Origin of the sequence: Nocardia testacea NBRC 100365, assembly GCF_000308775.1 — a bacterium.
Lineage (GTDB): Bacteria > Actinomycetota > Actinomycetes > Mycobacteriales > Mycobacteriaceae > Nocardia > Nocardia testacea.
Genome location: NZ_BAGJ01000261.1, coordinates 22,279 through 46,646, shown reverse-complemented (window position 1 = coordinate 46,646; position 24,368 = coordinate 22,279). Strand labels below are relative to the sequence as shown.

Genomic DNA, 24,368 nt, shown 5'->3' with positions numbered 1-24,368 from the left:
CTAAGTACCCTGTGCCGTAGCCGATTCCGTCCACCGAGCATGTGGCGAACAATAGGTCCGGTAGCTGATTCGAGTCACACACGGCCAACCGTGGAAAAGGCACCGACACGGGTTTCGAGGAGGCGAGCAGCGCCGTACCGCCGGTCGGCATCTCACTGGCAGCGAGCAGGCGAGCAGTCGAAGTACTCGGTCCGCCACAGCCGGGAATCGGAACGCGAGAAGGCCAGTCAAGCAGTCCATGCCTATGCCCGCACATGCCCCCCTCACCGGCACGCTGAACAATCTTGTGCTCACTCGCCGACAAACACATGCCACGTCGGTGTCCAATGCCAGCTTGGTCGCGATCCCTCCTCGGGTATGCACACAACATGGCTGAAATGGCGAGCGAATCCGTGCCCTTCTACTGGAGGCTTTGCACCAAAGCCTCTCCTTCGGTCATCTGACCTACTCCAACTCTGAGCACGCAGCCCGGACAGGCACAGGCATGCTGCCCGAACCAGCGGCAGGGCGGTGCGAAGGCGACAATCAGCCGCGGCTTCGCTCCCGCAGAAGAGCCTGCAGCATTGACACGGGAGCGACCTGCGCCCTCGGTTCCGGCAAGACGCCCCGCTCCGGGTCTATAGATACAACATGAACTCGGACTCCCGTAAAGCCAAGATCACTGTCGTGACCCCGGAAGACCCGCCCGTCCTGAACCAGGAAGCAGCTCAGGCGCTACTTCGCATAATTATCGGATGCGCTGAACGGCAAAACGAGAATCACCGCAAAACAGGCAGCCGCAGCGAAGAGGAGCGACCTGAAGCTTGACTGCACGGGTCGATCCCGGAATAGCGCGGGGCTGCGCCAGCCTGACCGCCCGGGCAGCAACAATCGAATGATGGGCTCTCCTGAGCAGGAAGCCGGAAGCGTGGTGTCCTCGACAGGCTCGGACCAACTGGTATCCCCGACACGGTCGGCACCATAGACAGTCGGGCCCGATAAACCCAGGTGTGTGGTCATCATGACCTGGACGCCGACGCAAGACCGCAGTGCAGAGTCGCTGCAGGTGGTAGCGGAATGCGACTGGATGCAAGCAGACGCTAGCTAAGCCTGGCGATATCCCCCACCGACTTGAACCCCCACGCCCCCGACCTGCGCCGATGCCATAATCGACATATTCACCCAACAAATAACTGCAGGTCAGAGCTATATGATTTGTGTCCGGAGGGGGAATCGACCACTACGCCCACGCACTCACCAGGCAACAGGTCCTGCATATCCGATAGACGACAGATACACATGTAGCAACAGCGAGAGAAGCTCCTCCGTGGCACGCCTCCTTTGCCTCTAGACCATCTCGGAGCCGCTTAGCCGCGCCGACACAACCCGGGGGCACCGCCCAGCGCCGGGTGACCGCTGGGCGGTGCCACAGGGATCTTCGCGGGAGCTCGCGCGTTCCGGCGCTCGCGGTTGTCCGAGACTATCCGGACTTCCTCACCGTCGTTGAGATCCTCGCCGGAGCTCGCGTTCCGGCGCTGGATCACGCGGCGACGCAGGGCATCCAGGCCGCCGAGGTTGAGATTCTCGCCGAAGCTCGCGTTCCGGCGCTGGCGATGTGATCGTCGGCGGGAAGAGTCCCGGGTGGGTGTTGAGATTCTCGCCGGAGCTCGCGTTCCGGCGCTGGGCGTCCAACATGGCGCGGATATTGCCGAGGTTTGCGCACGTTGAGATTCTCGCCGGAGCTCGCGTTCCGGCGCTGGGCGCAGCTCCTTGGCGGGTCTCACACGCGCCCCGGTGTGTTGAGATTCTCGCCGGAGCTCGCGTTCCGGCGCTGGAGGTAGGTCTGATTCGTGTAGAGGTCGTTGTCGATGTTGAGATTCTCGCCGGAGCTCGCGTTCCGGCGCTGGCCTTCGCTACTTCGAGCTGGTCCACTTCGCCCTCGATGTTGAGATTCTCGCCGGAGCTCGCGTTCCGGCGCTGGCAGCCCGGGGTCGGCCTGCGTCACGTTCCGCGGGCCGTTGAGATTCTCGCCGGAGCTCGCGTTCCGGCGCTGGTGAGCTCGTCGGCGCCGGTGAGGTCGACTGCGGGCATGTTGAGATTCTCGCCGGAGCTCGCGTTCCGGCGCTGGTGGAGCGACCGCGGGATTACACGTGGTCGCGGGAATGGTTGAGATTCTCGCCGGAGCTCGCGTTCCGGCGCTGGGTGGTCAGATCACCGGCACGATCCTCGCGAGCGGGTTGAGATTCTCGCCGGAGCTCGCGTTCCGGCGCTGGCATCTCGACCACCGCGATGCGGGCGAGATCGGGGTGTTGACCCGCGAGCAGGTGCCGGTCAACCAGCGCCGGAACGCGACGCCGCCAACCCCACCGAACCGAACACCGACCGCGCACCTAACTCCTTGTGCGGCACCCCCACACGACCCCCCGTACCCTCCACCACCAACAACCGCTGCTGCCACCCACACGACGCCTTGCCCGCATCGTGAAACAACCCCAACGCATACGCCAGCTCCCCCGCACCAAAACCCGCCGCGAACCACCCCGCCCACCATGCTGTCGACCGGCAATGCTCACCCAAACCATGCCGAACACCCGACACAACACTCCGGCTATGCGCCCACAGTTCCACAAACGCAACCTAACCGGACGCACTGACACAGGCGAGCCGTCGAGAGTTCGGCACCGCTGGCCGCTGATCGCCCAACCTCGACGGCTCGCCCCGTCCCATCTCCGGCATGGCAGAACACCGGGCGATGGAGGCGATTTTGGAGACGACCTGCTCGCGAATCTCGACATCGGCCGATCTTCGTGGTCGCCATCGGGCGTCGCCACAGCCAGTCGGCCCATACGACGCCGAGGGTGCGCCGACCAGTTGCGGAAGGTCGGCCCGGTACGACGGAAAGGCTCCCACCTTGCCTCGGTGGTATCGAGATTCGCGACCATTGCTACCCGGAAGTGTTATCGGAATTCGCGACCAGGCGGGCAGAACACCCGGGGTCGCGTTCATCCCTTCGTCCCCGACTGGGCTCGTCGTGCGCGGCGAATTACCCGGACTACATCGAGGACGGTCCACCAGGCAGCGACGAGCATGGAAGTCAGAAACCCGCCATCGCGCTGTGGAAGTCGCGGAACACGAGTGCGCCGAGCCGACCTCGATAGTCCCGAACGCACGCTTTCGAAGTCGATGTTTGCCGTGCCCACCTGCGGTAGGGAAACCTCTCGGGTATGGAAGAAGCGATCGAACCCTCAGCGTTCAAGGCGGTCAGCCAGGTCGAGCCCGAGCCGATCCGCGAGCACTGGGTGAACGTCGCGGGCATACACTATCCGCCCAAGCAAGTATACCAACTGATCACCGGTTTGCCCCGCTCGGCGTATACATCGCATCGAGCCCTCGCCGAGTTGCGCAAGTTGGGGCTGTCGACCAGCGTCTACACGCCGCCGCGGACCGAAACTGCCCGAGCGGAGATCTCCGACGGGTCCAGCGCGACCGGTGGCGTCGATAAATTGTCTGAGTCGTTCGCGACGCTGTCACGTTTTCTCACCGACCATGACCTGACAGCACATCTTGCTGCCTCGGAGGCCGCCCTCCAGCACGCGGGCTCCGCAACGACTCGTGAGGTGATAGCCGAGTACGGATTCAGCGAGGACCTTCTCGACGCCGCACTGGCTGTGCGCGCACAGGTCGGACGCCTCAACGACGTCATTCATGCGACCGTCATCGCGCGCGTGTTACCCCTCATCTTGGAAGAGGGTGAGATTGTCGTCCGGCGGCCTTCGCTGGGAGCGGGAAACGATCGGTCACGACCGTTCGATCTGGAAACCGACCATCGGATCGCCGAGTTCAAAGTCGCACAGTGGAAGGGCGCCGACGCTGTGCGCAAGCGAGGCGTCGTCTCCGACCTGGTCCACTTGGCGCTCGATGAAAGCGGTCGACGTGCCCAGCTGTTCGTCGTCGGTGCGCGCCCGGTCCGGTTTCTTACGACATCCAAGTCGACGATCGAGTGGGCACTCGGGCGATCGTCTCCGCATACCAGGACCCGGTTCGAGCAACGCTTCGGACCTGCATCCAACTTCACCATTGCGGAATTCGTTCGTGTCCATGGTGAACGCATCGAACTCGTCGACCTGGAAACGCTCGTTCCGTCATTAGCCCTTCCCGCGGAGCTCATCTGATGACCGAGGCGTGCGGTTCTGCGGCTGGCGTGGTTCACGCCCTGAGAGAACGGGCAGACCGCTCCGGCTCTTGTGGTTCGATCGACTCTCGCAGCCGGCGCCGATTCGGCATACTTCGCGCCCACACCGACGTCATCGCTGTCGTATTTGTGGATAGACGGAACGAGTGAGTTCGGTACCATCCGTGCCAGTCCCCGGGTAAGAAACGGTCGGTACGGAGACCTCGCACAAGCGTCATCGGCAGTTCGGCTGGAATGGAAAGCAGCTTTCACCGGCCGGCACCGGAGCTCGCCGGACCTCTTCGGTGGGCGTGGGCAGTGGAGGCCGCACTGGCGGCTCCTCGGTGACCGAGCTGATCGGCTGTTCGTTCCTGATCGGCTTCGGATCGGGCTCACCTCCAGACTGGGCCAACAACCAAAGCCCGCCACCCAGCACTGCGATCGCGGCGAACGCCGCAGCAGTCTGATACACGCTCCGCCTGCTGGCGGAGGCCGGAGTGGACGGTCGCACCATCACCGGCCGCGGGACTGCCTCAGCGGGCTTGATCCACGCCGGCTGCGGTGAGACCGAAAGGCGTGGCACCGAAGCCTGAGCGGGAACCGGCGGAGCCGGTGGCGTAGAACTCGATCGTGACGTCGACAACGGCACAGCCGGTAACGGTTCCACCCCCCTGCGCGGAAACCCTTCTGCTGCCAGTTCGGCGACGGTGGTGCGGTCGCCGCATTCGAGTGCATCGACCAATGCGTAGGCCTGGTCCGCGGTCCAGGCGATGCCGCCGGAGCGGTGGGCTCTGTGGAACCAGGCCCGCAACGGATTATGGTTCTCGCACAGCAACACAGTGCAACCGTCAGGCGCCGATTTCTTGTCGAGCCGCATCGTCGAGCCGCGCGGAGGAACGACCACCACCAACCCCGGGACATAGGCGGCGCTGCCCACCCGGCTGACCACACGCTTCAACTTCAGCGCGCCGTTGCGGGCCTAGTCGTAGGGTGTGGTGTCGTTGGCGCGGACATGGACCGGGTCACCAACATAGCCAGGAACCTGCCATCGGCTGTTCGATGTACAGATCAGCACACCGTCGCCGGGAACCCCCGGCGCGGTTCCTTTGATCTCGATCACGACGGCGGTGAACGGGGTGATGACGATCAGATCGACCGCTTGACCGGCGACGTACGCGTTGGTGATCGCGATACCAGGGATCTTGAACTCCCCTGCCCACACCCTCAACCAGTCGAAGACGCGCGATTCGGTACCGGACTTGGGCTTATCGGCGATGACGAGCATCAGGATCACCCCTCCCTGCTACAGGTGATACCTATATGATATCGGCCCAATCCGACAGGATGCGCGACAATGATTGCGGCTCAGTATCTTTCGGACGAACAGCGAGGGCAGGCACCACTCAGGGTGGGCGGCCAGAGCATCGGGCACACCAGGTCGGCACGCCGGTCGACATGGCGGTTCGGGTGCCGGGCGCCCGAGCCGACTCCAGCTCGCACGCTCCACGCCGGCATCGACTCCCCGATCCCGACGATGCCGCGGTTGATTCGTCGCCACGGCCCCACTGATCACGCTCTACATGTTGCCGCCCACCCGGCCCCCCGACAAAATAGCTCACAGTCGGCGAGGCCCGCATCTCTTCCCCGCGTGGGGCGCGGATTCAGGCTTCCGGCAACGGCAACGCCGCGACGTGGGTTGGCCACCGCGAAAGGGCACATACGCAAATTGGCTATCAGGACTGTCTCAGCTGAACCCGACTTGAACCCCCACGCTGCTGACCTGCACATATGGTTTAAGCAATTGATACTCACACCAAATAACAGCAGGTAGAAAGAGGGAGATATGTGTCCGGAGGGGGAATCGACCAATACGCCCACGCGCTCATCAGGCAACATGTCCTGTATATCAATAGCGGACACATACATACGTAGCAACCGCTGGTTGGCAGAACGCCCTCCCACCCGAGGAGCATCCCGGGCCCGCTGAGCCGCGCCGGACCATAACCGACGGCGCCGCCCAGCCCCCAGTTGGCCGCTCTGTCGTGCCGTCGGCTTCCCCCGATGTCGCGTTCCGATGCTGGGCGACACAGTCCCAGGGCGGTATGTGAGCGCCGTCGCTGAAATTCTCGCCGGAGCCCACGTTCCGGCGCTGCGAGCCACAGGCCGTGGCCGTGGCCACGCAGCGGCCGAAACGAGCAGGGCTGCCGACCGATCGGCCCGGCCGGTAGGCAGGTGAGTCCCGGCCGAATGGGTGTCGATCGAGGTTCCCACGGCGGGTGGGGCGGAGGGAATTGGTGCGCAGCGCCCGACTTTATCGGATCCGACCCTTGGCTACCGTGAGCGACCCGGGCTTGTCAGAACGGCCAGCGCTGAACGCTCACCCGAAGTGGCGGCGTCGGCCAGCGACGGCACGTCGAGCTGGTAGTCGCCGGCGAGATAGATGGTGCCGAGCGGGTCGCGCAATGTGGGGAGCGTTTTGCGTCGGCCGGGCGCCCAGAAGGGGACGACTCGGCGGTGCCTGCGCAGGATGGGCTCCCCCAGCTTGCCTTCCAGTTCTGGTAGCACGCTGAGCAGGTCGTTCCTGAAGCGTGACACGATCTCTTCGTCGGGCAGGTCGAGCAACGCGTCGGCCTTGCCGCCACCGGCGAAACAGGCCAGGGCGCCGCCCGGCGTGCGGTCGCCACCGGTGCGCAGCGCCGCGGCGTGGTTGAACACCGCCTGAAACGACAGCTGCGGTGCCGAGATGCCGAAGTACTTGTCCCAGCGCTGCGGGCCGACCTCGTCGGTGAAGAAGCCGACCACCACGTAACGACCGTAGGTGATGTCGTTGAACGCGGTGCGGTACTGCTGCGGCAGGTCCGGAATGATCCGTTGGGTGATATCGGCGGGCGTGGTGACAATCGCGCGCTTGGCCTGCAACCGCTTGGGCACGTCACCGTCGAGATAGTCGACGATCACGCCGTCACCGTCGCGGCGCACCGCTCGAACCATCGAGTTCAGGCGGATGCGAGCGCCCAAATCGCCGGCCAGCACGTCGGTCAGCGTCTGGTTGCCGCCGACGGGCAGAGAGAAGTTCGGGACCTTCTCCGGGTCGGTCAGCGCGATGCCGACCGAGTACACGAACTGAGCGGCGGCCGTCTCCTCCGGATCGCATCCCATCCACTGCGCCGACCACGACCGGACGATCGTGGCAGCCAGTTCCGAGCGGACGCCGTTCAGCAGATACGACGCCGGCTTGGACTCGAGCCGGGCACGTACACGCTGGGCGAAACGGCTCTGCGATTCGAGGAACGGCGCGGCCGAGAGGATGCGCGCACCGACGATGGCGAGACCGAGCCGATCCATCATGGTCATGCGCGTGCGGAACATGAGCGCCAGCGGATTCGATGTATCGACCGTGGAACCGTTCAAATGCAACGCGATGCTCTTGCCGGCGAGCGAGCCCATCTCGATGTTGTGCCGTTCCAGCGCGTCGATCAGGCTGCCGGTGCCCTCGGTGAACTGGGTGCCGACATTGATCCAGTAGTCGCCCCGGCGGACGGTGTCAACGCGTCCACCTGCGCGGTCGGTGGACTCGAGCACGACCACATCAGTGGTGGGAGCCAAAGTGGTCGCGGCCGTCAAGCCCGACATTCCTGCGCCGACGACGACCATCTCAGTGGTTTCTTCCTGGATTTTCTGTGTTGCCATTTCGGCTCCTACCTGCGGATGGGTGGAACTGTGAACTCGTTGATTACGCCGTAACGGCGGCGTCACCGGTCACAGCCGGGGCGTCGACCTTCTTGTTGTAAGCATCGAAGGCGCGGTACGCGCGGTAGTAGGTGAACATCTGCAGGCCCCAGGTGGACAACGCGAAGATGTAGAAGATGGTGTGCTCCGCGTCGTCGCCCGGAATGTGGACGAAGTCGTAGGTCGCGGCGATCAAGAATCCGCACGCCGTCGCGACACCGGCCCCCACCGCGTGCCCGCGCTCACCGATCTCCCAGAGCCGCTGGGAGAAATAGATCAGGAAGAATGTCGTGAGGATGTTGACCACGATGTAGAAGATCTTGCCCGGAGTGCCGATCTCCTCGGCATAGACGCTCAAGGCGAAACCGACCACACCCGCCAGGGCGAACGCGCGGACGTCGACCGCCACCGAAGGCTTGTACCGGTTGCCCGGCGCCGCTGCAAGACTGCGTCGACGCCTACGCGTGGCTGCGCCGATCGGCCGCCGACCTGGGCATCGACCCGAATCGGATGGCGATCGGCGGCGACTCCGCCGGGGGCAATCTCGCTGTCGCCCTGTGCCTGTACCGCCGCGACAAGGGCAGGGACCTGCCCGTCGCGCAAGTGCTCGCCTACCCCGCCGTCGACGACACATTCTCCAAGCCGTCGTGGTCGGAATTCGCCGACGCACCGCTGCTCGGCGCCGCGGAGGGCCGCTGGCTCTGGGAGCAGTACGTCGGTGCCGAACACGCCGGTGGCGACCCGTACGCGGCACCGATGCGCGCGGAGTCGTTGCACGGTCTACCGCCCGCGCTGGTCATCACCGCCGAGGTCGATCCGATCCGCGACGATGCCGAGGCGTCTGCGCAGCGGCTTCGGCACGAGGGCGTCGCGGTGTCGTCGACCAGGTACACCGGGGTCTTCCATGGCTTCTTCACCGAGGTCGGCGTGTTCACGCAGACCGAGCAGGCGATCGGCGAGGTGTGCCGGCACCTGCGCGATCTCGCATCTCCGCAACGACGCGATCAGCTCTCGACGACCGAGCGGATCCGTCGCACCGCTGCGGGGGCGGTATTGTCGCAGTGGCCGCGCCAGTCGATCGCGATACACCGGTAACGGTCGCGCAGCCTGCCGACCTGGTGGCGAAACATCCAGCCGCCGAACTAGGTTCCGTGACCGAACACGACGGTCCCGCGGAGGGCAAGCCGGGCGGCGGCCCTGTGTCGCGGAAGGCGATAGTAGTGCCGGGCACCTCGACGGACGGCGTCGCCGGGCCATCGGGCCGTCTCGGTGGCGCGGAGCCAGCCTGGCCAGCGGCCATCATCGGTGTGGCGGGGGCGCGCCTCCCCGGGTGATGAGGCCTTTACCGCATGTCAAGCGAACAGAGCCGTGAATCGCCAGTCCAGTACCCGCTGTGATGGTGCGTCCCCGCGATGGGAGAGAACAATCGATCGCAGGTCGAGGGTGCCGCCGGTCGGCAGTATCGACGCGTTCTCGACGTACAGGTCGCTGGTGAGGGTATCCCCTTCGGCGACTGCGGCTGTGTGATCGCAGGATTGCCAGCCGAGTATTGTCACCAGGTTGGGCAGCGCCCGTGCCGCCTGATCGAGGGCGATGCCGATGGTGTGGCCACCGTAGACGAGGCGACCGGTCGGGCTCGTCCGCTCATCGTGGTGCGTGGCGGCGATATTGAGGGTGAGCCGGGCGAGTTCGGGTGCACTGCTGACGACATCGCCGCTCGAGGTGAACCTGACCCCCACCAGCGACGGATCGAAATGTGGTCCTGGCACTGCGGATCGGTAGGCATCGAGATCGATTCCTTCGGGCACTGCCCAGCCCGTTGCGTGCGATTCACCGATCGTGGACACATCGTCGGTGCGGGTCACCTCGGCCGGATCGACCGCGGGGTCGACCGGCAGCATGGCGCATCGATGGAAGTCCAGCACGGTCCGTCCGTGCTGGTCCGCAGTGCTGATACGCAATACGGCGAGACCCGTCGCCTGGCGACCGGATCTGATCGAGTTGCTTTTCAGGCCGACGACCGCGGTGGTGGTCGACAGCGTGTCACCGATCAATGGCAGGCGATGTAACCGCAGGCCTCGGTAGAAGAGGTTCGCTTTGACGTGGTGGGTGGCCAGAGTCGATTGTCCGATCGCGATATCGGTGACAAGCCCGGGGTGCGCGACCGGACCACCGGCGACCGTTGCAGCCAGCGACCTGTCGAGCGTCAGGCGCAATCGATTGCCGACGATCGCCTGGTGCGCGGCAGCGAGCCCGTCGGTCAAGGTGACGGCAGGGGCGGTATCGAAGACCTGCCCGACGGCCAACCGGTCGAAGTAGGGCCCGCCGACGACAACAGTCCGTGTGTGGTCGAGAGTTGTCATCGCCCGGCTCCGATCTTCATCAGCGTACGGCGGGCGGCGACGGCGAGAGCTTCGTCGAGCATCCGGCCGTCGAGTTGAATAGCTCCCACCCCCTGTTCCTCCGCTTGTTCGAGTGCGGACAGTACCCGCCTGGCGAAGTCGGCCTGTTCAACGCTCGGAGTGAACAATTCCAGCGTGGTGCCGACCTGCGCCGGGTGCACAACCCATTTGCCGTCGAACCCGAGATCCGCGGCCCAGTGGCCGGCACGGCGGAATGCCGGATCGTCGGCGATTCCGAGGAAGGGACCGTCGATTGCCTGCACTCCTGCCGCACGCGCGGCGTGTAGTACCCGGTCCTGGACATAGAGCCACTGTTCGGGCGGGGCCGCGGGCGACCGGCCCAGTGCGGCACCCAGATCGGCGTATCCGATGATCACGGCCTCGATCCGGGACCCGGCGGCGATCCGGTCGACATTGTGGATTCCGGCGGGGGTTTCCACCAGTGCCTGCAGTCGCACCTCCGTGCCGCCGGCTTCGTCGAGTATCCGGTCGGCGGCCTCGAGGTCCACGGTCGAGCCGACCTTCGGAATCACGATCGAGGACAGGGCATCCGCCACTTCGCAGAGTGCGGACAGGTCACGGCGGAACCATCGGGTATCCGGTCCGTTGACCCGGACGGAGACCGGCCGCCGGGGTCCGTACTCACCGACCAGCTCGGCCACGACCTCCCGCACCTCGTCCTTGCGACCGGCAGTGACAGCATCTTCGAGATCGAGAACGACCTCGTCGACAGAAGAATCGAGTGCCTTGCGGGCCTTACGCTCATCCGACCCGGGTGCGACCAGAATTACTCGCCGGCATGTAGCAATCACGATGAGTCCTGCCGATTACTTCGCGACGCGTGTCGGCGAATCGATAGTCACTGCTTCGACTCGTGACTCACGCAGTCGCAAGCATTCGGTGCTGTCCAGCGCCGGCGAGGCGCACAGGTAGAGCTGATCACCGTGAACGCCACCGGTTGCGCAGGCCAAGACGAGTCGGCTGGACCGTACCCGCTCGATTTCCCGGCCCTCCGCGTCGATTCGAACTGCGGCGCGGCCGAATACATCAGATACCCAGATATATCCCCATGTATCCATTCCGATGCCGTCCGGCGCGAAGTCGACGAACAGCTCCTTACGCTCGGTGAGACTGCCGTCGGGAGCAAGGCGGAATCGAGTCAGCCGGGCGCCGAACGACTCGGCGACGAATAGATACTTCCGGGTTTCGTCGACGACGATTCCGTTGCTGAACGCCAGCCCGGAAGCCGCCTCCCGGTATTCGCCGTCCATCTCGACCAGGAAGAGCCGGCTGGTCGCCGGCGGGGTGAACCGGCCGTGGCATACGTTGTCGATATCTTCCGGATCGGAGAGGAAGGCGTGGGGGTCGAATCCGGTTTCGCCGACGTAGCATCGACCGGCGGAGTCCACTGCCAGATCGTTCAGTGTCGATAGGACCGAATCGGAGAGGTCAGCGTGCACGACCAGTTCATCGTCGTCGAGCCGGAGGATTTTTCGCTCCTGCATGAGAACCACCAGGAGACGTCCGTCGGGCAGCCACCCGATGCCTCCGGGCGCGCTCGCAACCTCGATTGTGCGTGTATCCGAACCGTCCGGCCGAACCGAGATCACTCGGTTCAGATGCATGTCGACGAATCAGACGCGACCGTCGTGGTAGCGCGGGCACTCGGTGAACGAGTATCCGTCGGCGACGACTTCGAAGGAAAAGTTGACAGTCATCGAAAATACTCCATTTCCTGGATCAGGCTTCGGAACGCACGGCTGTTCCCTCGGCATCGGTGACAGACCGCGTTTGTGGCCGTCGCGGGATCGCGGCAGCGAGTATCGCACCGAGAATTCCGAATCCCGCAAAGACGTAGAAGCTTGTTTCGACGCTGCTACCGGCGGCGACGAGGAATCCGATCAATGTCGGGCCGCCGAGGGCTCCGACCCGGCCGGCGCACGAAATCCACGACAGTGCGGCGACTCGGGAGTTATCGGGATAGTCCGTCGCCACGAATCCGGACATCAGCAGCTGCGCTCCGAGAGTTCCGGCACCGGCGACGAAGACAAGGACATAGACCAGACCCAGCGGAAGCGCGATGCTCAGCGCGAGAATGCTCGCTGCGGCTGCGAGAAATACTGCGATCATCACCGTCCGCGGCCCTGAGGCGTCGGCGCGCCTGGCGAGTAGCGGCGGAATTATGGCCGCACCCAGATTGAGAGCAATCAGGAAGGTCAGTGCCGACCCGAGTTCGTATCCGTTCGCGCGCATCAGCTGCGGCAGCCAGGTATTCAGCCCATAGGTCAGCACCAGCCCACTCGCACTCATCAGTCCGAAGACGATGGTTCGCACCCATACTCCGTCGACGAACAACGCCTTCGGGCCCCGCGCAGTGCCGGAGCTCCGGTCGTCCTGCGATCCGTCTGCATAATCAGCGGGCCGGCGCGTTGCCGAGGATTCGGGAAGGGTGAAATACATCAGTGGCACCAGGGTGACCAGGGGTAGAGCACCGAGCGCGAAGAGGAAGCGCCAGCCCAAGGGCTCCAGCGCTACTACGCCGACGAGCGCGGCGACAACACCTCCGACGGGGTATCCGGACCAGGCGATGGCGCTGTACCGATTCCCCTTCCCCTCCGGCGCGAATTCCACCGCGAGCGCCGCCGCGAGGGGAACGAACGCGCCGATACCCAGCCCTGCCATGAAGCGGGCTCCGCCGAGCGTTTCTGCCGTCGGCGCCACGGCGCAGATTGCCATCCACGCGGAGAACCAGCCGCACGAGGCGATGGTCAGCATGCGCCGGCCGATGAAATCGGCCAGCGCACCGGAGACGAGGGAGCCGATCAACATACCTACGACCGTGAGAGTGCTGATCAGCCCCGCTGTCGCCGGCCCGATATCCCATCCCTGCGGGGACACCAACTGGGGCAGCACTGTCCCGTAGGAGACCAGGTCATACCCTTCGAATGCCAACCCGGCGAAACACAGTGCCAGTACCGGGATTCGGGATCTGGCGTTGACTCTGGACATGGTGACTCCCTCATATAGACGACATTCCGCGCTCCATATGCCGAGGCGTGCCGCGCTGTCGTCGCGGGCCTCCACCCCCGGCGGCCGAATCGGCCGAACGGGTGGGGGCTGGGATACCTCGCCGACGAACCGGTTCGAATCGGAGACTCCGGCCGCATATCGAGTAGCGCGTGGCAGCATCGGTCGGGGCCTCGGCTCGCGGCGATCGGCCGGGTTGTCTGCGCGGCGACCTGCGTGCACTGGCAAGTGCGTATGTCCAGAAGCGAGCCTAAGCACAACAGGTCGTTGTGTCAACCATCACTATGTCGAGTCAGTCCCGGATTTGCCCCGTTACGGCTGCTACCAGGGCGTCGCCCGACGCTGCGTCATGTCGGCGACAGCCCCCGGGTCTACGCTCGCAGCATGGACAACACTGCATCGACTGAGACGACAGAGCTGCTCCCGGTGCGTGAGCAGCAGCGGTTGATGACACGCCGGCGAATATTGCATGCGGCACGCACGGTTTTCGAAGAGCGCGGTTACGGGGAAGCGTCCATCGGCGATATCACCAAGGCCGCGAAGATCAATCGATCCACCCTCTACCTCCACTTCGCCAACAAAGCCGAGGTTTTCAACGAGGTATATGAGGCCGTCCGCAAGCAGCAAAGCGCACGCTACTGGTCACTGCTGAACGTCGCGCTCGAGGAGGGCACCGAGTCCGCGCTGCGGAATTGGCTCGACAACGCCTTGACCTGGTGGGAGGACCACGCGAAACTGCTGCCCGCGATTCACGAAGCCATGGCCGGCGATCTCGAGGTAGCCGCGCGCTGGAAGGACCAGATCGACCAGCTCGCGCACGAACTCGACGGATACCTGCAGACGATCCCGCCGGAACACCGTGACGAACGGCAACTGCGCATCGAACTGCTGATGGTGCAACTCGATCAGCTGTGCTTTCGATGCATCGTGCAGAAGGTCTTCCTACTGGAGCGCGCGACCCTGCTCGATGTGGTGACCGGACTGTGGGGCGACGCACTGAACCTGAAGAAGGACCGTAGCTCCTGACCGCTGCGCCGCCCGGGCTCTTCGGCATGCGGATACCCCTCTCGACGAGTCGCCACACCTTCACGCAATCGAGAACACGGAGCCGAGTCCACCTAACCGGCAACCAGACTCCCCTGTCGCCACAGCGTGACACCGAGACCGGCACATCGCCCCCGGCGGCGTGCCGATCATCGGCGCCTGTCCACAGACGCGACCACTCGCAATTAACTCGACATACTGTTGCTTGACTCACCATTGTGTTGCGCGTAATGTCCCTCACAGATGGTGAACCGGCGAACCCGCCGACGGACCGGCCTTTCGAAGCCGGGTTCCTGTTGCGCGCTTACGCCGATATCCGCGCGGTGCCATCGATCCGATGACGAACCGCCTCTCCGACCGGTGGCATGCCCACCGATGTGCACCAATCCGGAAGACAGGACCAGTCAAGTGAACGAGATCCAGATGGGTCGGCCCGAGACCTTCCCCGAGGCAATGGCCGCGCTGGCCGAATCATTCGCCGATACGGAAGCCGTGGTGGCGCCCGAAGGACGACTGACCTTCGCCGAACTGAACTCCCGCTGCGAAGATTTCGCCGGATCGCTGGCCGCGGCCGGTCTGCGTCCCGGCGACCGGGTGGGAGTACTGCTACCGAACGGCCTGCGCTGGCTCGTCGCCGTGCTGGGCGCCCAGCGCGCGGGACTGACTGCCGTTCCGATCAACACCTGGTATCGCTCCAACGAGCTGGCACATCTGATCGCCTCCGCGGATCTGCGGTTGATCGTGACCGAGAACCTCGTCTTCGGCAAGGACATCCCCGCCGAACTCGCCGCCGCCGGATATTCCGGAACATACACATCCGCTACCCGCGCCGCGCAGTATCTGGGGGCATTGCTGTGGCCGGCCGCCGACCCCTTTCCGCCTGCCGCGCAGCGCGGACCTTGCCCACCGCAGACGTGTGGACCGTCGGATACGGCGATGATTCTCTACACCAGCGGCAGCACAGCGCTTCCCAAACCAGTGCCGCTCGAGCACGCCAAACTGCTGCGCAACGGTCGCGCAATGGGTGATCGCATGCATGTGGTCCCCGGTGATCGACTGTGGTTCGCGATGCCGTTGTTCTTCGGGTACGGCGCGTGCAACGCGCTCCCCGTCGCGCTGGCCCACGGGATCACCCTCTGTATCCAGGAGAAGGTCGAAGGCGATGCGGCCCTGGAATTCATCGAGGCCGAGCGCTGCACTGTGTTCTACGGCCTGGCCACCGCCGTACGCGCCCTGCTGGCTGCGCCGAGTTTCGGACGACGGGATATCTCGTCGCTGCGGACGGGGCCGGTCGGATTCAATGCCGAGGACAAGCGACTGGCAATCGAAGGCCTCGACATCACCGAAGCGTGCAGTGCCTACGGGCTGACCGAGTCATACGGCTTCGTCACCATGTCCGACGCTCACGACGACCTCGCCACCAAGCTCAATACGCAGGGGAAAAGCCTTCCCACCCAGGAAATTCGGATCACCGACTCCACTGGAGCCCCGTGCCCGCCCGGATCCGTGGGCGAGATCGAGATCCGCGGTTGTGTCATCCCCGGCTATCTGGGTGGCACCGAGATCAATGCCGGTACACGGACCGCGGACGACTGGTTCCGCACCGGTGATCTCGGTGTGCTGGACGCCGACGGCAGATTGTCCTTCGGCGGGCGCTGGAAGGAAATGCTCAAGATCAAAGGGATCAACGTGGCGCCGCTCGAAGTGGAGGAGATCATATCCGGCCACAGCTCGGTGGACCAAGCGTACGTATTCGGGTTGGAGACCCCGGAAGGTGACCAGGAGATGGCCTGCGTTGTGGTGCCGGCCGTCGCTGTCGGCGACCACGAAGCGCTTGCCCGCACGCTGACCGAGTACATCCGCGCTCGTGCCGCCAGTTATAAGGTGCCCGGCCGTTTCGTCGTGATGGAGTCGGCGGCGGTACCGCAGACTGCCACCGGCAAGGTGAGCAAGCTGAAACTGCGCGACATGCTCACCGAGGGCGTGCGATGAGCACCGCCGAAACAATCCGGCGCACGCCGCGCTTCGCCGAGCTTCCGGTACTGCCGGACCGCGACGAACACCACGGCTGGGATGTATGGGGCCGCCACGACGAAATCGGCACGCTCAACCTCATCGGACCCCGGCAGCGGCTCGCCGCAGCCCGCACCATCCGGACCGGCGAGATGATCTCGCTGTGCCTGCCGTTGGACGAGCCGAATCCGGGCTTGTTCGGCGAGCGCGCTCCCTACGACCATATCGTCGAAGACACCGCAGCCGGGCACGACGACCGGCTGGACCACTTCTATCTGCAGGGCTCCTCCCAATGGGACGGGCTCAGGCATATCCGTGCCGGACGGCACGGCTACTGGGGCGGCCGGCAGGAATCCGACCTCGCCACCACCGACACCCTCGGAGTCGATCACTGGGCGGCCCATGGGTTCGGCGGGCGCGGAGTCCTGGTCGATATCGCCCAATACCTCGCCGATATGGGAACCCCGATGGTCGCGGACGAACCGGTCGTGATCACCGCAGCCATGCTCGACGCGGCAGCGGCCGCCCAGGGAACAACCTTCGAGTCGGGCGACATACTCGTGATTCGCACCGGTTGGACCGAGTGGTATCGCACGCGCCCCCTACAACACCGGCTCCGTATGCGGGACACAATCGGTGCGGGGTTCGCCTGCCCGGGGCTGGATTCATCGAAACAGATGGCCGGCTATCTCTGGGACAACGAGTTCGCCGCGGTGGCTGCCGACAACGTAGGCGTGGAAGTCTTCCCGGTCGACCGCCGGAAAGGATTCCTGCACCGCCGCCTGATCGCACTGCAGGGCATGCCGCTGGGCGAGTTGTGGGATCTCGAAAGGCTCGCCGCCGCGTGCGCTGACCGCGGTCACTACGAATTCCTGCTGGTATCCGGAGTCCTTCCCTTGCCACGCGGAGTGGGCAGCCCCGCGAACGCCCACGCCATCATCTGATCCGCCTTCACCGAGGAAAGGAACTTCCGCTGTGCCACTCGGTCCGCTCCGACAGGTAGCCATAGTCGGGATCGGGATGACCGAAGTCTCCCGGCGCTCCCCCCGCACCGCACTGGATTTCGCCGCCGAAGCGTTACGGCTGGCACTCGATGATGCCGGCCTGCGCGTACACGAAGTCGACGGGCTGTTCACCAATGTCGGCTATCCGTTGGCCGTCGACTACGACCGGATGGCCGAGGCGTTCGGGCTCGGAATCCGGGCAGCGGTGCAGACGTGGACCCATGGACGCTTCGTCGGACCGGCTCTGCAGGCGGCGGTGCAGTCGGTTGCCCTGGGCATGTCCGATATCGCGGCATGCGTGGCGGGCGTATCTTTCTCCGGACTCGGCATGGTCGGTGGAGCCGGAGATCTCGAAGGTATGCGCCAAGGTGGCGGGTCGCACGGGGAACTTCCGCACTACGGTATGACGGCACCCGGCGCCGGAGCGGCGATGGCCTTCCAGCGCTATTGCACCCGATACGGCTACGACCCGGAACTGATCGCCGCGGTGCCGATCGCCTTCCGCAAGCACGCCCGTCTGAATCCGGCCGCCCAGATGACCGATGCCCTGGGACCCGACGACTACCGACACCAGCCCTTCGTCGTCGAACCATTGCGCCGACCCGACTTCGCCCTACTCAGCGACGGCGGCGGCTGTCTGCTCGTCACCACCGTCGAACGTGCCCGCGACCTCCGGCAGCCGGCCGTGGTCGTGGCCGGAATGCAAGGACTGCACGCCGGTCGCAACGAATTCATCTTCGCCCCACCCGGACTGGGGGTCTTCTCGCAGAGCGACTCCCGGCGCGTCGAGCACAACACCGTCTACACCCAGGCGGGGTTGACGGGACCGGCCGATATCGACTCACTGCAGCTGTACGACGCCTTCTCACCCAATCTGGTGTTCGTCCTGGAACGCTTCGGATTCGCCGGAGAGGGACAGGCCCTCGACTGGCTGCAGAACGGCCGGATCGAGCTCGGCGGTGAGCTCCCGACCAATACCGCCGGGGGTCTGCTCTCCGAGGCACATATCTGCGGGTGGGGTCACCTGGTCGAGGCGGCCCGCCAGCTTCGCGGTCAGGCCGGTCACCGGCAAGTGGCCCGCTGCGAAACCGTCCAGTGGGCCACTCCTTTCGGGGATTCGCTCATTTTCACGAAGGACAGGTGATCAGACAGTGTCGGACCGACGCCCACTCCCCCTCCGCTATCCCGAGGACATCGAGCACCTCGACGGGGCGGCGAATTCCCTACTGCGTATCCCTCGATGCGGCACCTGCGATCGGCGATTCTGGCCACCCGGGCCGGTATGTCCCCACGACTTCAGCAGCGATATCGGCTGGGACACCGATCCGGGAACCGGTCGTGTCAACAGTTGGGTCCGGTTCCACAAACAGTATTTCGCCGGTGACGACGTTCCCTACATCGTGGTACAGGTCCGGCTCGACAGCGGACCCAACATCACGACGACATGGGCCGGCGACACGGACCCGGTTATCGGCGAACCGGTTTCGGTGTCGTTTCGGACGGTGGGCGAGCACACGACCCTGCCGGAGTTCGGACCGGTGGTCAGCGAAGGTTCGCGATGAGTGCCGCTGTGATCGAGGACCTGCGCCGCGCGCTTCCACCCGGCCGGACCATCGACGACCCCGGCATTCTCGACAGCTACGCACACGACCAAGCCGTATGGGCCCCGCACAGTCGGCCGGTGGCCGTAGTGCGGCCGCGTAGCGCGGAAGAGATTCAGCAGATCGTTCGCATCTGCCTGGAACACCGCGCACCGGTGGTGGCCCGTGGCGCGGGAACCGGGCTGTCCGGCGGTGCCAACTCGGTCGACGGCGCCGTCGTGCTGTGCACCGAAAATATGACGACGATCAAGGAGATCGACAAGACTGAACAACTCGCCGTCGTCGAGCCCGGTGTGGTGAACGACGATCTCCGGAAGGCATGCGCCGAGCACGGCCTGTGGTACCCGCCGGATCCGGCGAGCGCCCCGTGGTCGACCATCGGCGGGAATGTCGCGACGAATGCAGGCGGTCTCTGTTGCGTCAAGTATGGCGTCACCCGCGATTACGTACTCGGCATGCAGGTGGTCAACGGTCGCGGGGAGCTGGTGCGGCTCGGCCGCCGCACCGCCAAGGGGGTCGCGGGTTATGACCTGGCGGGTCTCATGGTCGGTTCAGAGGGAACGCTCGGCATCATCTCCGAGGTAACGGTACGTCTGCGCCCGGCACGTCCACCGGACCGCACGATCGCCGGCTACTTCGACTCACTTGCCGCCGCCGGGCGCGCAGTTGCGGCGGTCGGGACGGCAGGTCTCATACCGTCGGCGCTCGAACTCATCGACCGCCACACCCTTCTCGCCGTCGACGCATGGAAGAACATGGGGCTGTCCGACGAAGCGGATGCCGTACTGCTCGCGCGCACCGATACCCCGGGGGCCGGCGGCGACGAGGAAGCCGCGGCGATTCTGGCCTGTTTCACCGAGTCGGGTGCGAGCTGGGCGGCGATCTCGTCCGACCCTCAGGAGGCCGAAGCGCTGTTCGCGGCCCGCCGGCTCGCGTACCCGGCCCTCGAGCGGCTCGGGCCCGTCCTCACCGAAGACGTCTGCGTTCCCCGTGCCTCCGTCCCCGAGATGCTCACCAGAATCGAGGCCATCGGGCAGCAGAACCGAATCACCATCGCCAACGTTGCCCACGCCGGTGACGGGAATCTGCACCCGCTTCTGATCGTCCCTGCCGACGACGCTCACGTGCGGCGACGGGCCGAGTATGCCTTCGAGCGGATACTCGATTCCGCGATCGAGCTGGGCGGCACGGTCACCGGCGAACACGGTGTCGGGCTGTTGAAACGCAACGGGTTGACCCGGGAGTTGACCGAGCCGGTTCTGGCCATGCATACAGCGGTGAAGCGGGCGCTCGACCCACACGGCATTTTCAACCCCGGAAAAGTGATCGCACCGTGCGCGCCGCAGTGCTGACCGGCCGACAAGGTTCCGGCCCGCCACACCCACCATCCAGTAATCGATCACTCGAGGAGAGATATCAATGAACAGCACCGAACTCGACCGCACCCGCTTCTACATCGAGGGACAGTGGGTGACACCGCGGGCGGACGATACTCAGGTATCCCTGGAAGCTGCCACCGGAAAACCATTGGGGACGGCGGCTCTCGGGTCGGCAGCCGATATCGACGTCGCCGTCCGCGCCGCCGAACGAGCATTGCACGGTCCGTGGGGCAGCACGACGGCCGCTGAGCGAGCAACCATCATGCGCCGGTTCGCAGACGCGCTCGCTGCCCGGGCCGACGATACCTCGGCCCTGGTCAGCCGGGAGAACGGCATGCCCATCGCACTGTCCCACGCCTTCAACGGTGCGGCGCCCGCGGGACTGCTCCAGATGTATGCCGACACCATCGAGTCCACACCCCTGGAACGGGCGCGGCCCAGCCAGGCCGGGTCCACCCTCGTGCGTCGCGAACCGGTCGGTGTCGTCGGGGCGATCACACCGTGGAACTATCCGCAGGTTCTGGCGATGATGAAGATCGCTCCGGCGCTCGCCGCGGGCTGCACGGTCGTGCTGAAACCGGCTCCGGAAACGGCGCTCGACGGCTACGTTCTCGGCGAGGCCGCCACCGAGGCGGGTCTGCCGCCGGGCGTGCTGAACATCGTGGTGGCGGGGCGGGAGGCAGGTGCGGCGCTGGTGTCGCACCCACTGGTGGACAAGATCGCCTTCACCGGATCCACCGCGGCCGGACGGCTCATCGGCGCCGAATGCGGCCGGCTGATCCGCCGCTGCACCCTGGAACTCGGCGGCAAGTCCGCTGCCATCGTGCTCGACGACGCCGATCTCGCCACCTTCGTCGCCGGGCTGGGCGACGCCACATTCCAGAACAACGGGCAGACATGTACTGCGCAGACGCGCGTGCTCGCGCCGCGTTCCCGCTACTCCGAAGTCGTCGACGCTGTCGCCCAGTACGCGCGCGATATGGTGCTGGGCAACCCCTTGGACCCCGCGGTGACCTGCGGACCGATGGCCAGCGAAGCCCAGTTGGAGCGCGTGCTCGGCTACATCGACCTGGGCAAGAAGTCCGGCTCCCGGCTCGTGGCCGGCGGCGCCCGCCCGGCCGGCCTGTCGGATGGCTGGTTCGTCGAACCGACCGTCTTCGCCGATGTCGACAATTCGGTGCCCATCGCACAGGAAGAAATCTTCGGGCCGGTTGTCACCGTGACGCCCTACGACGATGACGACGATGCCGTCCGGCTGGCCAACGACAGCGAGTACGGCCTCGGCGGATCGGTGTGGACCTCCGACGAAGACCGCGGTATCGCCGTGGCACGCCGGGTCCGCACCGGCACCATCGGCGTGAACTACTACATGCAAGACCTCGGTGCGCCCTTCGGCGGCATGAAGAGCAGCGGCATCGGACGTGAACTCGGGCCGGAAGCCCTGGACGGTTACCTCGAGTACAAGTCGATCTACGCCGGCGCCGCACAGGCCGGTTGAGCCGGCGCCCCCGAAGGAGAAACATCGTGCTTGCACAGACTGCGGGACTGTCCGACGTCCAGACCGAGATTCTCGCCACCGTACGAGCTTTCGTGAACAAAGAAATCATTCCCAACGCACCGGAGCTCGAACGAGCCGACTGCTACCCCGCCGAAATCGTCGAGGCCATGAAGAAAATGGGCCTGTTCGGCCTGACCATTCCCGAAGAATATGGCGGGCTGGGCGAGTCACTGCTCACCTACGCGCTGGTTGTCGAGGAGATCGCCCGCGGCTGGATGAGCGTCTCCGGGGTAATCAACACACATTTCATCGTCGCCCACATGATCGCTCAGCACGGCACCCCGGCCCAGAAGAGCAGGTATCTGCCGCTGATGGCGACCGGCGAGATCCGGGGTTCGTTCTCGATGTCGGAACCCGATCTGGGCTCCGGCGTCGCGGCGATCAAAACCCGCGCCCGGCCCGACGGCAACGACTACATCATCGACGGCGCCAAGATGTGGCTCACCAACGGCGCCTCGTCCAACCTCATCGCGCTGCTCGCGCGGACCGGCGGGGACGACCTGAAGCCCAGCCGAGGGCTGACCACCTTCCTTGTCGAGAAGCCGGAGGGGTTCGGCGAGGTCGCGCCCGGCCTGACAATTCCTGCGAAAATCGAGAAAATGGGATACAAGGGCGTAGACACGACCGAAGCCGTCTTCGATGGTTTCCGGATCCCGGCCACCCAGGTCCTCGGCGACGCACCGAATCGAGGATTCGCCTTCATGATGGACGGCGTCGAGGTCGGCCGCGTCAATGTCGCGGCGCGTGCCTGCGGAGTCGCTATCCGGGCATTCGAACTGGCCATCGACTACGCGCAGCAACGCAAGACTTTCGGGAAACCGATCGCCGAACACCAGGCCATCGCCTTCAAACTCGCCGAAATGGCATCCAAAATCGAGGCCGCACACCTCATGATGGTCAATGCCGCACGCTTGAAAAGCACCGGCGAACGCAACGATATCAGCGCCGGTATGGCAAAACTACTGGCCAGCGAATACTGCGCCGAAGTCACCCAGGAATCGTTCCGAATCCATGGCGGCTACGGATACTCGAAGGAATTCGAGATCGAACGACTGATGCGAGAAGCGCCTTTCCTGCTGATCGGTGAAGGGACCAGCGAGATCCAGAAGACCATCATCAGCCGGGGCCTGCTCCGCGAATACCGGCCGAGAAACTGAACGCAGCGCACTGGTAAATCCACGGCTCGCGCTACAGCCCACCACCGACAGGATGGAATTTCATGTCCCTCGACGCCGACAAGCTCCCCTTATCCGGACTTCGAGTCGTGGAGGTATCCAGTTTCGTCGCCTCGCCGCTGTGCGGGCTGACCCTCGCACAACTGGGCGCCGAGGTGATTCGTGTCGATCCGCTGGGAGGCGCGGCCGACCACACCCGATTGCCTGTCACCGGCGACGGCACCAGTATCTACTGGACCGGCCTGAACCGGGGCAAGCAATCCGTCGCTTGCGATATGCGCAGCCCTGAAGGACAGCGCGTCATCCAGCGGCTGATCACCGCACCGGGCGACGGCGGTGGCATCCTGGTGACCAACGCCGGCGGACGGAAATGGCTCGGACACGATGTCCTCGAACGGATCCGGCCGGATGTCATCACCCTGGAGATCCTCGGCCGGCGCGACGGCACACCCGGCGTCGACTACACCGTCAACGCGGCCGTCGGGTTCCCGTTCCTCACCGGCCCGGCCGACAATCCGGAACCGGTCAATCACACACTTCCGGCATGGGATATAGCGTGTGGCTTCTACGCCGCATTCGCGCTCACCGCAGCGGTGCTGCACCGCACGAAAACCGGCGCGGGCACCCACATCACCCTTCCTCTCGAGAATATCGCGTTGTCGCTTGCCGGAACTCTCGGATACCTCACCGAAATTCAGATCGACGGCACCGGACGACCTCGGACGGGTAACCATGTGTACGGCACCTACGGAACCGATTTCGTGGCGGCTGACGGTTCCCGCTTCATGATCGTTGCCCTCACGCCGCGACATTTCCGCGGGCTCGTCGCGGCGACCGGCACCACTGCCACCGTCGAGGCGCTCGAGTCGGCACTGGGCGCGGACTTCACACAGGACGCCGACAGGTTCCGCTACCGCGATCTGCTCACCGCGTTGTTCGCCGATTGGTTCGCACAACACACCGCCGACCGGATCACCTCGACATTACGTGGATGCGGTGTCCTCTACGAGCGGTTCCGGACCTTCGCCGAAACCTTCGCCTCACCGGATGTCCAGGACAACCCGCTCTTCGCCGAGCTCGACCAGGCCGGCGTCGGAAATTACCTGGCAGCCGGCACGGCAGCCCTGTTCGACAACCGGCACCTACACTGCGGAGTCGCACCCGAGCTCGGACAAGACACCACAGACGCTCTCACCCGTGTCACCGGACTGCCCGAGTCGGAGATAGCGGGACTGGTCGAAGCGGGGATTCTGGGCATGGCTGCGCGCGGGTGAGGTGCGCACTGG

19 protein-coding genes, 1 pseudogene and 1 CRISPR repeat array are annotated in these 24,368 nt (G+C 65.1%); of the genes and pseudogenes, 11 read left to right on the top strand and 9 right to left on the bottom strand.

Going from position 1 to position 24,368, the window contains the following annotated elements; all coding sequences use genetic code 11:
- Window positions 1-1,481: 1,481 nt before the first annotated feature.
- Window positions 1,482-2,252: direct repeats of the CRISPR family, unit length 37 nt; unit sequence GTTGAGATTCTCGCCGGAGCTCGCGTTCCGGCGCTGG.
- Between the two features lie 58 nt (window positions 2,253-2,310).
- Window positions 2,311-2,577 carry a CRISPR-associated endonuclease Cas3'' gene (locus tag ON38_RS38295; RefSeq protein WP_373281258.1) on the bottom strand — a complete coding sequence of 89 codons (267 nt, stop codon included), beginning with the start codon at window positions 2,575-2,577 and terminating at the stop codon, window positions 2,311-2,313.
- A 626-nt stretch (window positions 2,578-3,203) separates the two neighbouring features.
- On the opposite strand from ON38_RS38295, the gene ON38_RS28090 reads away from it, so the two are divergent.
- On the top strand, window positions 3,204-4,151 hold the full coding sequence (locus ON38_RS28090) for a hypothetical protein (RefSeq protein ID WP_051165333.1): 948 nt from the start codon (window positions 3,204-3,206) through the stop codon (window positions 4,149-4,151).
- A 234-nt stretch (window positions 4,152-4,385) separates the two neighbouring features.
- Here ON38_RS28090 and ON38_RS36390 read toward each other — a convergent pair whose 3' ends face one another.
- From ON38_RS36390 to ON38_RS28075, 4 genes and pseudogenes are all read right to left on the bottom strand, one after another.
- On the bottom strand, window positions 4,386-5,099 hold the full coding sequence (locus ON38_RS36390) for a hypothetical protein (RefSeq protein ID WP_157181947.1): 714 nt from the start codon (window positions 5,097-5,099) through the stop codon (window positions 4,386-4,388).
- Window positions 5,100-5,129: 30 nt separating this feature from the next.
- Window positions 5,130-5,444 (bottom strand): nuclease-related domain-containing protein, encoded by a 315-nt coding sequence (locus tag ON38_RS34440; protein WP_051165331.1) that lies wholly within the window; start codon window positions 5,442-5,444, stop codon window positions 5,130-5,132.
- Window positions 5,445-6,481: 1,037 nt separating this feature from the next.
- Window positions 6,482-7,840, bottom strand: a complete 1,359-nt coding sequence (locus ON38_RS28080) for a flavin monoamine oxidase family protein (protein WP_039828063.1) — start codon at window positions 7,838-7,840, stop codon at window positions 6,482-6,484.
- A gap of 43 nt (window positions 7,841-7,883) precedes the next feature.
- Window positions 7,884-8,306, bottom strand: a pseudogene (locus ON38_RS28075) (transporter); the annotation flags it as partial.
- Window positions 8,307-8,317: 11 nt separating this feature from the next.
- On the opposite strand from ON38_RS28075, the gene ON38_RS28070 reads away from it, so the two are divergent.
- On the top strand, window positions 8,318-8,974 hold the full coding sequence (locus ON38_RS28070; RefSeq protein ID WP_306306703.1) for an alpha/beta hydrolase: 657 nt from the start codon (window positions 8,318-8,320) through the stop codon (window positions 8,972-8,974).
- Window positions 8,975-9,231: 257 nt separating this feature from the next.
- Here the strand turns inward: ON38_RS28070 and ON38_RS28065 are convergent, their stop codons facing one another.
- The 4 genes from ON38_RS28065 to ON38_RS28050 form a co-directional block, all read right to left on the bottom strand.
- The gene (locus ON38_RS28065) at window positions 9,232-10,242 is read right to left on the bottom strand and encodes a MaoC family dehydratase (protein WP_039828062.1); all 1,011 of its coding nucleotides are present in this window, start codon (window positions 10,240-10,242) and stop codon (window positions 9,232-9,234) included.
- Complete coding sequence (locus ON38_RS28060; RefSeq protein ID WP_373281256.1) at window positions 10,239-11,093, bottom strand: HpcH/HpaI aldolase/citrate lyase family protein; 855 nt, start codon at window positions 11,091-11,093, stop codon at window positions 10,239-10,241. The genes ON38_RS28065 and ON38_RS28060 overlap by 4 nt, the downstream gene beginning before the upstream one ends.
- Before the next feature lie 15 nt (window positions 11,094-11,108).
- Window positions 11,109-11,906, bottom strand: coding sequence for an SMP-30/gluconolactonase/LRE family protein (locus tag ON38_RS28055; protein WP_051165329.1), 798 nt, complete (start codon window positions 11,904-11,906; stop codon window positions 11,109-11,111).
- A 115-nt stretch (window positions 11,907-12,021) separates the two neighbouring features.
- The gene (locus ON38_RS28050) at window positions 12,022-13,290 is read right to left on the bottom strand and encodes an MFS transporter (RefSeq protein ID WP_157181946.1); all 1,269 of its coding nucleotides are present in this window, start codon (window positions 13,288-13,290) and stop codon (window positions 12,022-12,024) included.
- Between the two features lie 402 nt (window positions 13,291-13,692).
- Here ON38_RS28050 and ON38_RS28045 point away from each other — a divergent pair, with 402 nt between their 5' ends.
- From ON38_RS28045 to ON38_RS28005, 9 genes are all read left to right on the top strand, one after another.
- The gene (locus ON38_RS28045; protein ID WP_157181945.1) at window positions 13,693-14,334 is read left to right on the top strand and encodes a TetR/AcrR family transcriptional regulator; all 642 of its coding nucleotides are present in this window, start codon (window positions 13,693-13,695) and stop codon (window positions 14,332-14,334) included.
- A 426-nt stretch (window positions 14,335-14,760) separates the two neighbouring features.
- Entirely contained in the window at window positions 14,761-16,344 is a 1,584-nt protein-coding gene (locus ON38_RS28040) for a class I adenylate-forming enzyme family protein (protein WP_245564286.1), read from the top strand.
- The gene (locus ON38_RS28035) at window positions 16,341-17,309 is read left to right on the top strand and encodes a cyclase family protein (protein ID WP_039828059.1); all 969 of its coding nucleotides are present in this window, start codon (window positions 16,341-16,343) and stop codon (window positions 17,307-17,309) included. Before ON38_RS28040 ends, ON38_RS28035 begins: the two co-directional genes overlap by 4 nt.
- A gap of 76 nt (window positions 17,310-17,385) precedes the next feature.
- Entirely contained in the window at window positions 17,386-18,513 is a 1,128-nt protein-coding gene (locus tag ON38_RS36385; protein ID WP_051165325.1) for a thiolase family protein, read from the top strand.
- A 7-nt stretch (window positions 18,514-18,520) separates the two neighbouring features.
- Window positions 18,521-18,931 carry a Zn-ribbon domain-containing OB-fold protein gene (locus ON38_RS34435; RefSeq protein ID WP_051165323.1) on the top strand — a complete coding sequence of 137 codons (411 nt, stop codon included), beginning with the start codon at window positions 18,521-18,523 and terminating at the stop codon, window positions 18,929-18,931.
- A complete protein-coding gene (locus ON38_RS28020; RefSeq protein ID WP_039828057.1) occupies window positions 18,928-20,322 on the top strand; it encodes an FAD-binding oxidoreductase in 1,395 nt (464 codons plus the stop codon). Before ON38_RS34435 ends, ON38_RS28020 begins: the two co-directional genes overlap by 4 nt.
- Window positions 20,323-20,389: 67 nt before the next feature.
- Window positions 20,390-21,847: an aldehyde dehydrogenase gene (locus ON38_RS28015; protein WP_039828056.1), complete on the top strand. Its 1,458-nt coding sequence runs from the start codon at window positions 20,390-20,392 to the stop codon at window positions 21,845-21,847.
- The gene (locus ON38_RS28010; RefSeq protein ID WP_245564280.1) at window positions 21,844-23,064 is read left to right on the top strand and encodes an acyl-CoA dehydrogenase family protein; all 1,221 of its coding nucleotides are present in this window, start codon (window positions 21,844-21,846) and stop codon (window positions 23,062-23,064) included. The genes ON38_RS28015 and ON38_RS28010 overlap by 4 nt, the downstream gene beginning before the upstream one ends.
- Window positions 23,065-23,126: 62 nt before the next feature.
- Window positions 23,127-24,356, top strand: a complete 1,230-nt coding sequence (locus ON38_RS28005; protein WP_039828055.1) for a CoA transferase — start codon at window positions 23,127-23,129, stop codon at window positions 24,354-24,356.
- Window positions 24,357-24,368: the final 12 nt, after the last annotated feature.